General features: G+C 56.7%; 10 protein-coding genes and 1 pseudogene. 5 read left to right on the forward strand and 6 right to left on the reverse strand.

What is annotated here, in order from left to right; all coding sequences use genetic code 11:
• The first annotated feature begins 131 nt into the window (after positions 1–131).
• A complete protein-coding gene (locus BM029_RS18065) occupies positions 132–1,220 on the forward strand; it encodes a threonine aldolase family protein (protein WP_092438371.1) in 1,089 nt (362 codons plus the stop codon).
• A gap of 110 nt (positions 1,221–1,330) precedes the next feature.
• Here BM029_RS18065 and mgrA read toward each other — a convergent pair whose 3' ends face one another.
• The 6 genes from mgrA to BM029_RS18095 all read right to left on the reverse strand — a co-directional run bounded on the left by mgrA (position 1,331) and on the right by BM029_RS18095 (position 6,980).
• Complete coding sequence (gene mgrA / locus BM029_RS18070; protein WP_092438373.1) at positions 1,331–2,365, reverse strand: L-glyceraldehyde 3-phosphate reductase; 1,035 nt, start codon at positions 2,363–2,365, stop codon at positions 1,331–1,333.
• A 63-nt stretch (positions 2,366–2,428) separates the two neighbouring features.
• Positions 2,429–2,785: a DUF4405 domain-containing protein gene (locus BM029_RS18075; protein WP_244545115.1), complete on the reverse strand. Its 357-nt coding sequence runs from the start codon at positions 2,783–2,785 to the stop codon at positions 2,429–2,431.
• A 138-nt stretch (positions 2,786–2,923) separates the two neighbouring features.
• Positions 2,924–3,775: an FAD:protein FMN transferase gene (locus BM029_RS18080; RefSeq protein ID WP_092438375.1), complete on the reverse strand. Its 852-nt coding sequence runs from the start codon at positions 3,773–3,775 to the stop codon at positions 2,924–2,926.
• Positions 3,772–4,308 (reverse strand): FMN-binding protein, encoded by a 537-nt coding sequence (locus BM029_RS18085; protein WP_092438377.1) that lies wholly within the window; start codon positions 4,306–4,308, stop codon positions 3,772–3,774. Before BM029_RS18085 ends, BM029_RS18080 begins: the two co-directional genes overlap by 4 nt.
• A 34-nt stretch (positions 4,309–4,342) precedes the next feature.
• Positions 4,343–5,719 carry a hypothetical protein gene (locus BM029_RS18090; RefSeq protein WP_092438379.1) on the reverse strand — a complete coding sequence of 459 codons (1,377 nt, stop codon included), beginning with the start codon at positions 5,717–5,719 and terminating at the stop codon, positions 4,343–4,345.
• A 22-nt stretch (positions 5,720–5,741) separates the two neighbouring features.
• Positions 5,742–6,980: a cytochrome-c peroxidase gene (locus tag BM029_RS18095; protein ID WP_371329137.1), complete on the reverse strand. Its 1,239-nt coding sequence runs from the start codon at positions 6,978–6,980 to the stop codon at positions 5,742–5,744.
• A gap of 303 nt (positions 6,981–7,283) precedes the next feature.
• Between BM029_RS18095 and BM029_RS18100 the strand changes: the two genes are divergently transcribed.
• From BM029_RS18100 to BM029_RS18115, 4 genes and pseudogenes are all read left to right on the forward strand, one after another.
• Entirely contained in the window at positions 7,284–9,494 is a 2,211-nt protein-coding gene (locus tag BM029_RS18100) for a TonB-dependent siderophore receptor (RefSeq protein ID WP_092438384.1), read from the forward strand.
• A 79-nt stretch (positions 9,495–9,573) separates the two neighbouring features.
• Positions 9,574–10,647, forward strand: a complete 1,074-nt coding sequence (locus BM029_RS18105) for a hypothetical protein (protein ID WP_092438396.1) — start codon at positions 9,574–9,576, stop codon at positions 10,645–10,647.
• Entirely contained in the window at positions 10,644–12,338 is a 1,695-nt protein-coding gene (recJ, locus tag BM029_RS18110; protein ID WP_092438386.1) for a single-stranded-DNA-specific exonuclease RecJ, read from the forward strand. Before BM029_RS18105 ends, recJ begins: the two co-directional genes overlap by 4 nt.
• Before the next feature lie 204 nt (positions 12,339–12,542).
• Positions 12,543–12,752, forward strand: a pseudogene (locus tag BM029_RS18115) (IS4 family transposase); the annotation flags it as partial.

Below are 12,752 nucleotides of genomic sequence, written 5' to 3' on the forward strand. Positions count from 1 at the left end.
TATTCAATATTACGGCCAAGTCGACTCCGAAATGCGATGACATTTCTTCTGGAGCATAAGTAAATCGCCAGAATATTAGCAATTAAACATTTTTCGATTAAAGCTATAAACGCACCTTATAGAAACACTTTATGCCAAACACCAATCTACGCAGTCAATGCCATACCTTCTTTTCCACTTCCTTGCCACGCTCCGCCGCCCAGGATTTTGCCGAGATGGCCGCCTGGTGCCAGGCACATGACGTCCGTCACGACATCTATGGCGAGGGTGAACTGGTTCAATCCTTCGAAAACAAGGTAGCCGAGCTGCTGGGCTTTGAGGCTGGCCATTTCGTTATTACCGGAACGCTGGCCCAGACGGTGGCGCTTCGGCTCGCCTGCCAGGACAGGAACAACCCGCTGACGGCTCTCCATCCGACGGCGCACATACTGGTGCACGAACGTAGCAATTACCAACTGCTCGACCACTTCACCTCACTCAATGTCGGAAATCCTTATCGACCATGGACAGCGGACGACCTCAAAGCCCTGCCTGATCGCCTGGGAGCCGCGCTGTATGAACTGCCCATGCGTGAAATTGGCGGCCAGTTGCCGACATGGGAAGAGTTGAATGCGGTCAAAGAATACTGTCATGAAAGAGATATTCATTTGCATCTGGATGGCGCACGCTTGTGGGAGGCTGCTACCGGGTATGACAAGCCACTGAGCAGCGTGGCAGCTGGTTTTGATAGCGCGTATGTTTCGTTTTACAAGGGTATCGGCGGCCTGGGCGGTGCAATGCTGCTGGGCAAGCGCGATTTCATTACCCGCGCGTCAGAATGGATGAAACGCATGGGCGGCAATGTCTATCAGCGCTCCCCCTATGTGGTGGCAGCAGCGATGCGGTTCGACGAGAAGCTGGCGCGGATGCCGGCATATCTGCAGCGCACGCGGGATTTGTATATGTTGCTGAGTCGCTACTCGCACTGGCAAATCAATCCGCAGCAACCGCATTGCAATATGCTGCATGTGTATTTTCCGGTCGACCGCGACGTGGCGAATGCCGCACGTGACCAATTGGCCAGGGAACACGGCATCTGGCTGTTTGGCGAAGCCAGGCACACGGCGTTGCCGCAGCAAAGCTATATCGAGTGGTATGTGGGAGAGGGGCTGCTGTCCTTGTCCGACGACAAGGTCATTACGATTCTGGATCAGTTCCAAGCGTTACTTGCGCCCGCATAAAACACCAGCTTTCATGTAGGGTGGGCACATCGTGCCCACGCGGAACGCGATAAACGGAGTCATGGCGCCAAGGTAACGCGTGGGCACGATGTGCCCACCCTACATATGTTTTAGCCGTTGGAAGAACGTTCCCACAGATTGATCCCGCCCTCTTTTGCCTGCACATCGATCGCAGCCAACTCTTCCGCCGAAAAATCCAGCCGCTGCAAGGCGGCCACATTCTCGCGGATCTGGGCCGGACTGCTGGCGCCGATCAGGGTCGTGGTTACACGCGGGTCGCGCAGCACCCAGGCCAGCGCCATCTGCGCCAGGCTCTGGCCACGTGTCTTGGCAATCTCGTTGAGGGCCCGCACCCGTGCCAGGTTTTCCGGACTCAGGTGGGCCTTCTGCAGCGAACCGCCGCCTTCGCGATTAATGCGCGAATCTTCCGGCACGCCGTTCAGGTACTTGTCGCTCAACAATCCCTGCGCCAGGGCGGTAAAAGTAATGCAACCCATGCCTTCCTGCTCCAGCGTATCCAGCAAGCCTTGTTCAATCCAGCGGTTGAACATGTTGTAGGACGGCTGATGAATCAGGCAAGGTACTTTCCAGTCGCGCAACAGCTTGGCTGCTTCTGCGGTTTTGGCTGGCGAATAGGACGAAACGCCGACATATAACGCCTTGCCCTGCTGCACCGCCGTCGCCAGCGCACTCATGGTTTCTTCCAGCGGCGTTTCCGGATCGAAGCGGTGCGAATAAAAGATGTCGACATAATCCAGGCCCATGCGCTGCAGGCTCTGGTCGAGGCTGGCCAGTACATATTTGCGTGAACCGCCGCCCTGCCCGTACGGCCCTGGCCACATGTCCCAGCCGGCTTTGGTCGAAATAATCAGCTCATCGCGGTAAGGGCGCAGGTCTTCTTTCAGGATGCGGCCGAAATTGGTTTCAGCGCTGCCATATGGCGGCCCGTAATTATTGGCCAGGTCGAAATGGGTAATCCCGAGATCGAATGCGGTATGCACCATTTCACGTTGGCGCGCCAGCGACGTGGTGTCGCCGAAGTTATGCCAGAGTCCCATCGACAACAACGGTAATTTGAGGCCACTACGGCCGCAGAACCGGTATTGCATATTGTCGTAGCGCTTGCTTGATGCGTGATAACTCATGACCGAAACTCCTCTTATACTGTGTTTGAAAAATCCTGCTTTGGCAGAAAAATTGATGGCAGCCTATCGGGCTGCGCGTCGTCCCAGAAAAATATGCAGTACCAGCAATAGTGGAAACAGCAAGCCCAGGATCCAATGCCCGGCCGACCAAAGCGGCCTGCTGGATTCGCTGGCGATGTAGTACAAAGCGTAGCCGCTCGCCGTCAACAACGCTAACAAAGCCGCCATGCTCCAGCCGGAATAGCGATTGCGGTGCGCATGGTGAGCGCGGCGAATATGGTTGATCAGCAAGCTGCCAACGAAGAAAAGCATTACCATGGCCGCCGCACCATGTAGTTTCATCGACCATGGCTCGATCGGATTGACGGTTTCACCGAACTGACCCGCTACCCGCAGGAAAAAATGGACGATCAGCCACAAAATGCCACTGGCCGTCAGCAGGCCGGAAATGCTATAAAGGCTGAATCGATGCCAGCGCTCAAGACGAAACCGAAGGATTGGCGAGCGAACTCTTGGGTGATGAAGGCTTTGTTTAAGATGTTTGGGGGAGCGCATCCGTCAGATTATAAAAGCAGTTGCGCCAAACTGCTGCAATAACGGATGTCGGGGATCGGCGCTTAGCAGCACCAGCTTGGTCAGCGCATCCGCCGTCATGCAATCGGCAGCTTGCACCGTGGCGCTGACGCTGTCGACTATGGCGTTGCCACTTTCACAGTTAACCAGTGCCGAACGTTGATGGCCCCGCACCGTCTTTTGCGAAAAATAACTGCCGGAAGTTGCCAATGCAGTATTTTTTAATTCGATTCGAGTCGCGATTTGCGCGGGCGCCCGGGGATCGCGAATCATGATCAGATAGGCGTTTTCGCCGAAAACCCGCAAATCGCCGCCCGCATTGACGCACGCCGAGGCGATGTTCAATCCTTGCAAAGCGTTGATGGCGGCATCTACTGCATAGCCCTTGGCGATGCCGCCCAAATCGATCAGCACCGGCGCTATTTTCCAAACGTTATCGGCGTCATCAATATGTAAGCTGATCCGACTAGCCGCTTTGCCTGAGCTGGTTTCTGCGATTTTTTCAGCTGATTTTTCAGTTGATCCCGGCAAATAACCCCATTCAACCAGCTTTGACGCACAGCCGATATCAAACAGGCCACCCGTGACCGCATTCAAATGTAGCGCCATGCGAATCACACCCGCCGTACGCGCATCAACCCGGATTGCGCTACCGACCGCCATGCGATTGATCCGGGCGACATCGCTGGCGGCGTCGTGATAGCTCATCAGGCGATGCACTTCGGCTACAGCGGTAAAAGCAACATCGAAAGCGCATGCCGTAGCGGCATCACCGAGGGCATCGGCAAGCGTCACCTCGACCAGGGTTCCCAGCCAGGGTTGGGCCCGCCGTTTCATTTTTTCAGCATGACCTGAGCGATGGCGGCAATCCGCCGTACGCCATCGGTGACATGCGTGCACGACAACGTGGCGCCGCTGATGCTGGCGATACCGTCGCCGATAGTCAAGCCGGCAGCGGCCGTCTTGCCGACGAACTGCTTGCGCCATGCCGGACTTTTGATTTCAAAGCCGTGGCTTTCCCGATAGGTGAGGATTTCAATCTGCTTGATGCTGGCGTCGGGATTGACCGCTACCGCATACGAGATCAATTCAAACTTGCCGACTACGTCGTCCAACACCACGTAGCCCAGCTGGGCGTCACCTTTATACGCAGCAAACACGCGCCAGCCGACCGACCGCGCAGGCAGGCCGGAAAGTTTCTCGACCTGCTTCATCTGTTCGCCGGACAACTGCAAACTGGCGTCCTTGAAGCCGGTCGCATCCGGAAACATCACTTGTTGCGCCTGCTCCACCGTCAGGTACTGGGTGGCGAAGGCGCTCGAAGTGGCGCCGGTCGCGAGCGCCAGGGCAGCCAGGTTGATCTGTTTCATGGTTGATGCCAATAAATAAATAAATAGTTAGAAATTAGAACGCGTAACCCAGGCCTAGGTCGAAGCGATCGCGCGTCGTATCCACCTTGAACTTCTGATAATCCGCTTTCAAGACCACGCCTTCACCGATATTGAAATTGGCGCCGACCGTCCAGACACCTTCATTCGGGCCAGTGGCAACCCCCAGGCCGGGCGGCATCGCCGCATAGCTGTTGGCGGTATTGAAGCGCTCATAGCGGGCGAACGGAGTCAAAGTATAGTCCGAGTTTTTCCACAACTGATAAGCTGCCTGCGTGTACCAGCCGTAGAACGATGACGGCACCGGTGTCGGCTGGCCGGCAAACGTCTGATTCAACGCCTCTGTGTTGCTGATGGTGCCACGCGCATAAAGTGCTGACAGATCCCATTTACCCGGCGTATAACGTGCATGCAGATCCCACACGGTCAGGCGTGCATCCTGTGCAGGGAAATCCGGCGTCTTCTGGCCGATTTTCCCGGTAAACACGGAACCGCCCAGCAGCAACCCTGGCACGCCGCGCCAGTTCAATGCACCGAACACACTCAGATCACCCGCCTTCGCGAACTGGCCTTCCTGGTGAATGCTGCCCAGCGGCGATACGCGGCCTTCGGTCGACGAGGCATCCCATTTGCTCAGGTCGAAACCGGTCGTCAGGCCAGTATCCCAGGTCAAGCCGTTGTCGAGCGACTGCGACAAACCGAACCCTGCTTCGCGCCAGGTGGATGGAATAATCGCGGTTTCGACGAAATTACGATACACGCCGTAGTAAGCGGTCGGCTCGTGATTGGTATTGAGTAAACCTGCAGGGATCAGGAACAAGCCGCCTTTGGCGCGCAGGCCGTTGTTGAATTCACGTTCGACATACAACTGTTCGACTTCCGATTCGCCCTGGTCGCTGGCGGAAGTGACGGCATGCTCCCATTCGAATTCCGCCACCATCTTGGTCTTTTCATCAAAACGATGGGTGATACCGATCACCGCGCGAGCGACGTCTGCTTGCGACTTGCTGCTGTCATTGCGAGGACGGGTGTAATTGACTTCACCGTAACTCGACAGCACGGTATTTGGTCCCAGCATTGTCGCCGGCGACGCAGCTGCGACTGTCGACACTGTCGACACTGGCGCTACTGCGGTGGCTGTGCCTGATGGCGCTGCCGCTGTGGTCATTACGACCGGGGCTGCCGGTGCAACCGGCGCCGCTGCCAAAGCATCCTGGCGCTTTTCAACGGTGTCGGTTTTCTGCTTGGTGGCGGCCAGTTCAGCCTTGAGCTGCTCGACTTCAGCAGCCAGCTTATTGAGTCGTTTCAATAATTCTGCCTCACTGGCGGATGCCGCCAACGGGCTCGCCATCAAAGCGATTGCAATGGCTTGCGCCAGAATATTTTTTTTCATGATGTTGTATTCCCCTAATGTTTTATTGTGCTTTGTAGCCGTCTGTCAAAGTGCCAAGAAATTGCACGACATCGTCGACTTCACTGTCGGACAATGCCGGCGGCATATTCGGTTGCCGGTTATACGGCACTTCGGTGACATTCACGTTCTTGCGATATTGCTCGGGCAGATCGTTGAATTTCTGAACGACGCCATTGGCGTCGACCGGATACCACAGCTCCGGATTGGTATCGCGCTTGACGTAGAAACTGACCGCCTCGCGCAGCGACTTGAAGTAACCGTTATGGAAAAACACTTTGCGGGTTGCGACATTGCGCAGTGTCGGCACTTTGAATGCGCCGCACAACTCGCTGCGATTACTCAGATCTGTGCGATCCGGTCCGCACAGGCCGAGATCGAAATAGGCTGCATCGGCAGTCGCCACAATTGCCGGATTGCGTGGAACGCCAAGATTATCAAAGGTGAAATCGGTAAATAAGGGTGACGAGCCGTCGCTGCCCTTGGCACTCAGGTGGCAGGCGACGCAGTTGCCCTTGGTCGGATTGTTGAACAACGCCAGCCCGCGCAATTCAGCCGCATTCAACGGCACTTTGCCGCTAAGGAATTGATCGTATTTGGAGTCGTATGGATGAAAATCGCCGTCTTCCTTCTGGTACTGCTGCAACGCCAGTTGAACGCGGTTGAAAGCATCGTCGCTGTTATCCAGAATGGCTGCGCCGAATACCTTGCGGAATTCTTCGACATACGCCGCCAGCTTTAATCTGGCAATCACGTCAGCCTTGCTGGCATTGGCCATTTCATGCGGCGCCAGGAACGGCCGCTCAGACTGATCGGCCAGGGTATTGACGCGGCCGTCGCGATTAAATCCGCCGGTCGGCGTGCCGTCGCTGGCAAAAAAGAAAGCCGGCGTCAGATTGAGGTAGCGCAAGGACGGCACGGCGCGAAAACCTGGCACATCGAGATTGCGCCCGCCCAACTGCACTGCCAGGTCGTTGCTCTGTGCGTGCGCGTTGTCGGGATTGTGGCAGGTGGCGCAAGACTGCTTGCCCGAGGCTGACAGACTTTGATCGCTGAAGATTTTCTTGCCAAGGCTAGCGACCTGGCTTAGCCCGCCGTCAGGCACCGGCGTAATCGGAGTGCTGGCGCTGTCGCCACCACCACCGCAAGCAGCTAGCAAACAGGCCGCCGCCAGCATCAACGACCACTTAATCCCCTCCGGAATGCAAGCCACGGTCTTTATATCATATTGAGATATTTGCATTATTTTTACTTGATTTGAATTCACGCGAGTTTTCTCAAAGATTTGATTTCGACCTCGCCCTGGCTTCTGTTTCATTGTTATATTTTTCGTTGAAACAACAGAATACGAATGGTATTGAGAATGATTGCAATTAGCAATTACTATCGATTCGCGCGCAGAATTTCTGTGCGACATGTCTTTTTCTTCCAACAGTCGAGCCGTCAGGTTTGCAAAAAATAATTCAGCTCTATTTTTAATTGCGAATGATTCTCAATCAATATAATATCGCCTGTTTGCAAAAAATAGTCAGGCGAGGGAAAGGTTTTGAAAAAACAAATAATGGGAATATGTACGATCATGCTGACGCATGGCGTAATCGCAGCGGACGTACAGTCCGAGGAATCATCCAGGCTATCCAACAGGCAAGCTCCAGCCATTGGAGATGCGCAAAAAAATGTCGACGCCAGGGACAGCGAAAATGTGCTGCCGACGGTATCCGTCAAGGCCAGCCGGGACGGTGTCAACCAGGCGGAAAACGTCTACCAGGCAAAGCGCGCTGCCGTCGCCAGCCGCAGCGATGCCGCCCTGATCGACGTGCCGCAAGCGGTCAGCGTCGTAACCTCCCAATTCCTGCAAGACCGCCAACCGGGCAGCCTGGCAGAATCGCTGGATACGGTATCCGGCGTCCGCATGGGCAATACGCTAGGCGGCACCCTGGATGCGATTATCAAGCGCGGCTTCGGCGACAACCGCGACAACTCCATGCTGCGCGACGGCATGCTGTCGGTGCAGCCGCGCAATTTCACGCCGACTACAGAACGCATCGAAGTGTTGAAAGGACCGTCCTCCATGCTTTACGGCAGCATGGACCCGGGCGGCGTGATTAACGTCATCAGCAAGAAACCGCTGCTGGAAACTCAACGCTCGGTAACACTCAACACCTCTAGCTACGGCGGCATCGGCGAACAGATCGACCTGACCGGGCCGATCGGAGATTCCGGCCTGGCTTACCGTTTGATCGCCGATCACCAGCGTACCAACTACTGGCGCAACTTCGGCGAAACTACGCAATCCGTCGTGGCGCCTTCGCTAGCCTGGTACGGCCGCGATACGACAGTGTCGTTCGCCTACGAACACATGAACTATTCTGTGCCGATCGACCGCGGCACCGTCATCGATCCACGCACCGGTAATCCGGTTGCGGTACCCGGGGAACGTCGTTTCGACGAAACCTACAATGTCTCGGCCGGCCGTTCCGACGCCGTCAACCTGCGCTTCGACCACAAGCTCAACGCCGACTGGACCCTGCATGGCGGCTACGGCTTCAGCCGCAGCTCCTACAATGACTGGCAGGCACGTGTACTATCGATCAACTATGCCACCGGCATCGCCACCCGGCGCGTCGACGCCACCCAGAATGGCGTGCAGTCGGCGCATACGCTTACCTTGAACCTGGAAGGCAAATTCAACTGGGGCGAGATACGGCACGATATCGTCGGCGGTGTCGACTACATGCGCAACTACCGGGTGCTGGGCGATCTTTACCGCGGCCCGAGCAATACCCAGTTCAATATCTACGACCCGGTATACGGACAGCTGACGCAGGCCGGCAGCAAAATCAGCCCGGCAGATAGCGACCAGACCGACAAGCTGATCTCACGCGGCGTGTTCATCCAGGATTCGATACATCTCGATGAACGCTGGATCTTGCTGGCCGGTGCACGCTACGAATATTTCAATGAATTGACCGGAAAAGGCCGCCCCTTCATTGTCGGCAGCAAGGTCGCCGCAGGCAGAGTCACGCCGCGCGCAGGCCTGGTCTACAAGCTGGCGCCCGACTGGTCCATGTACGCCAGCTACAGCGAGTCTTTCAAACCGAATACTTCGATCGCCACACCGATTGGCGAGTTACCGCCGGAACTGGCCAAGGGGTATGAGATCGGCTCGAAACTGGAAACCGACAACCTGACAGCGACGCTGGCAGTATTCGATATTCAAAAGCGCAACATCCAGACTACCGAAACCATCAACGGCATCAATTACACCCGCAATGCCGGCAAGGCCAGATCGCGCGGCCTGGAGTTCGACGCCAGCGGCCGCATCAGCCAGAACCTCAGCCTGGTCGGCAGCTATACCTATACCGAGGCACGCTACAGCGACGATCCAAAACTGGCTGGAAATCCCCTGCCGAACACCCCGAAACATGCCGCGTCGCTGTACCTCACGCGTGATTTCGGCATATCGCGGGTTGGTCCGATCGAAGGCCGCATCAGGGCCGGCGCGGGAGCCCGCGTATTCAGCAGCCTGCCGGTAGGCGACGGCACTGGCAAGGTCTACCACCTGCCGTATGGCCGCGTGATGGATGCTTTCGTGTCTTGGAACACGTTGATCGGCGGTCAATCGATAGACTGGCAGTTCAACATCAAGAACATCTTCGATTCGACTTATTACACCGCCAGTTGCTGCAGCGGCACACCGTTCGTCAATATCGGCGCCGCCCGCGAGTTTACGCTCAACGCCAAACTGAATTTCTGAGCATGCCAGACTTGCTTGTAGAAAGAGTGCGAACAAAGGCAATTCGACTCATGTTGCGGCTATGCCCTACAATCGCGCCATGAGTCATTTAACTATCCTATTGCCATTCGGCCTGCCACCGCCGGAATTGGCGCGCGATTTATTGCGCGAACTGAAACTGCCCGCCTTTGCCACCTTGATGGCGCGCGCCAAAAAGGAACATTCCCGTCAAGTATTCGACGATTTTGCACGCGCCTTGCCGCACGAAATGTGGTTAAGCTCGCAATTTCCTCTGCCTTCGCTCACCCCGGTTAGCGCCGCACCTGGCCAGGACGCGCACAACAGCCCTGCCCTGGCCTGCGCCGCCATGCGCGCGCTGGGCCTGAGTGTTGAAGAAGGTGTCTGGTTCATGCTCCATCCGGCGCATATCCATATCGCCCGCGACCATCTGGTATTGACCGATATCCGCCAGATCGGTTTATCCGAAACGGATTCACGCGAATTATTCGACGCTGCCGCGCCCTTGTTTGCCGAAGTAGGCAGGCCACTGGTCTACGGCAACGCCAACACCTGGTTCATGCGTGCTGACGACTGGCAAGGTCTGCTTACCTCCACGCCGGACGCCACTTGCGGGCACAACATCGATATCTGGATGCCGCAAGGCGATGGCGCCCGAGCCTGGCGCAAGTTGCAGAATGAAGTACAGATGCTGTGGTTTGCACATCCTCTGAATGAGCGCCGCGAGATGCAGGGAAAGCAAAGCGTCAACTCCCTTTGGCTGTGGGGCGGCTCCGCCGCTACGGCGCCAACCGTCGGCCAGTACGAGGTGTTTAATCTGCCTGACGGCTTCGTCGGCCTCAGCCAGTATGCCAAGGCTGCGCATGCGAATGCCGGCATCGCCGACATCATCACCACCAAACCCGGACGTGGCCTGCTGATATTGGATCAACTCATCCAGCCGGCCCTCACCGGTGAATGGTCAAGCTGGCTGCAAGAGTTGCAAACCTTGGAAAACATATGTTTCGCGCCTGTGCTGCAAGCGATGCAACAAGGACTGCTGGATAGTCTGTCCCTGATTATCACTGACAGTACCCACGTGCTTGGACTGGCCACCAGCCGGCTCTCGCTCAAGAAATTCTGGCTGAAGCCAGCCCTCACCAGATTGCTGCCATGACGCGTATAACCACCCGCCCCTACTCTTTCCGCGACTCTGAACGGCTGCACCAGAGCGGCGTCCATCCGGTGCTGGCGCGCGTGTACAGTGCGCGCGGACTGCTCGATGTCAAGGAACTGGAAAGTGAACTGACGGCGTTGATACCACCGGCAGGATTGCTGCATATAGATGCCGCCGCCAGCTTCCTGGCCGACGCCATCGCCGCGCAAAAGAAAATGGTGATCGTCGCCGATTACGATTGCGACGGCGCCACCGCCTGCGCCGTCGGCCTGCGCGGCTTGCGGCTGCTGGGCGCGAATATCGATTTCATCGTACCGAACCGGTTTGAGTACGGCTACGGCCTGACGCCGGAAATTGTCGAGCTGACGGCGCGCGAGAAATCGCCCGACATCATCGTCACGGTCGACAACGGCATCGCCAGCATCGACGGTGTGGCTGAAGCCAACCGGCGCGGCATTGAAGTGGTCGTCACCGACCATCACTTGCCCGCAGACACGCTGCCAGACGCGCGCGTCATCGTCAATCCGAACCAGCCGGAATGCGGCTTTCCCAGCAAGAACCTGGCTGGTGTCGGCGTCATGTTCTATGTCTTGCTGGCGCTGCGCGCCGAAATGCGCAAGCGCGGCGTGTTTGACGCCAAGAGCCAGCCGAAACTGGATGTACTTCTCGATCTGGTAGCGTTAGGCACGGTTGCCGACGTCGTCAAGCTGGACGCCAACAATCGCATCCTGGTAGCGCAAGGCTTAAAACGCATGCGCGCCGGCCGTATGCACGCCGGGATTGCCGCCCTGTTTCGCGCCGCCGGCCGTGAGGCGCGCCGCGCCACGCCGTTCGACCTTGGCTTTGCGTTGGGCCCGCGCCTGAACGCTGCCGGTCGCCTGGCCGACATGGCGCTGGGTATCGAATGTCTGACCACCGACGACGAAGGCCGCGCCTGGGCCATCGCCCAGCAGCTCGACACCATCAACCGCGAACGGCGCGATATCGAAGCCGGCATGCAAGATACCGCGCTGGCCTTGCTGGACGATTTCAAGCCACAAGACAGCACCACCATCAGCGTGTTCGACGCTTCCTGGCATCAGGGTGTGATCGGCATTGTTGCTTCTCGCCTGAAGGATAAATTCTATCGGCCTACGATTACTTTTGCGCCGGGTGGCGAAGGCTTGATCAAAGGTTCCGGGCGTTCGATTCCCGGTTTTCATTTGCGCGATGCGCTGGATCTGGTGTCGAAGCACGCGCCTAGCCTGATCCAGAAATTCGGCGGTCATGCGATGGCGGCCGGGTTGACGATTCGTGCGGATGCGTTTGACGCTTTTGCCGAGGCTTTTGAAAAAGTCGGACGTGAATGGCTTGGTCAGAGCCAGCTGGAACGTGTGGTCGAGACCGACGGGCCGTTGGAGGATGCTTATTACACTACGCAATTCATTGAATTAATGGAAGGCCAGGTGTGGGGCCAGGGCTTTGCACCGCCGCTGTTTTGCGATGAGTTCAGGGTGGTTAGCCAGCGCATCTTGAAGGAGAAACATTTGAAGTTGCTGCTGGAGCGGAATGGTACGCGCTACGATGCGATCTGGTTCGGGCATACCGACGAGTTGGGGAGTAAGGCTAAAGTGGCGTTTCGGTTGGATGCTAATGAATACAACGGGGTTACCAAGGTGCAGTTGATGGTTGAGCATGCGGAGCCGGCGTAAATTTTTTTGAATGCTTAGTGTTGTACTCCGTGGTCCGTTAAATAGGGTCAGAGTCAAATTACTCGACGAAATCTGCGCAATTTGACTCTGACCCGAATGGCACTTACTTAAGCGCTAAGTGCCTGAATTAGTGAGGAAAAACAGGCTGGCAAGATGGTAAGCTTAAGTCGCCAAACCATCGCCACCATCCAAGAGCCAGCCCTCATGCATAGTAATCGTTCTGTGTTATCTCGGCAACGTCGGGTTCGACATCACGCTGCCACCAACGACGCATTTCGTTTTTTCGATCTACTTACTTCGCCGGAACTATTTGACACACTGGAGGCGTCGTTGCCGGTTCACCGTGAACGGCTCTTCGCGCCAACGGAGACGCTGTCGATGTTTATGGCTCAGGCGATGAAACCGGATCGGTCT

The sequence above is a fragment of the Collimonas sp. OK607 genome (assembly GCF_900111995.1).
Lineage (GTDB): Bacteria > Pseudomonadota > Gammaproteobacteria > Burkholderiales > Burkholderiaceae_D > Collimonas.

Excerpts from the sequence above, each read along its gene's own strand:
- BM029_RS18065 (WP_092438371.1), top strand. The coding sequence starts at position 132 with ATGCCAAACACCAATCTACGCAGTCAATGCCATACCTTCTTTTCCACT.
- BM029_RS18095 (WP_371329137.1), bottom strand. The coding sequence starts at position 6,980 with ATGCAAATATCTCAATATGATATAAAGACCGTGGCTTGCATTCCGGAG.
- recJ (WP_092438386.1), top strand. The coding sequence starts at position 10,644 with ATGACGCGTATAACCACCCGCCCCTACTCTTTCCGCGACTCTGAACGG.
- mgrA (WP_092438373.1), bottom strand. The coding sequence starts at position 2,365 with ATGAGTTATCACGCATCAAGCAAGCGCTACGACAATATGCAATACCGG.
- BM029_RS18105 (WP_092438396.1), top strand. The coding sequence starts at position 9,574 with ATGAGTCATTTAACTATCCTATTGCCATTCGGCCTGCCACCGCCGGAA.
- BM029_RS18090 (WP_092438379.1), bottom strand. The coding sequence starts at position 5,719 with ATGAAAAAAAATATTCTGGCGCAAGCCATTGCAATCGCTTTGATGGCG.
- BM029_RS18080 (WP_092438375.1), bottom strand. The coding sequence starts at position 3,775 with ATGAAACGGCGGGCCCAACCCTGGCTGGGAACCCTGGTCGAGGTGACG.
- BM029_RS18085 (WP_092438377.1), bottom strand. The coding sequence starts at position 4,308 with ATGAAACAGATCAACCTGGCTGCCCTGGCGCTCGCGACCGGCGCCACT.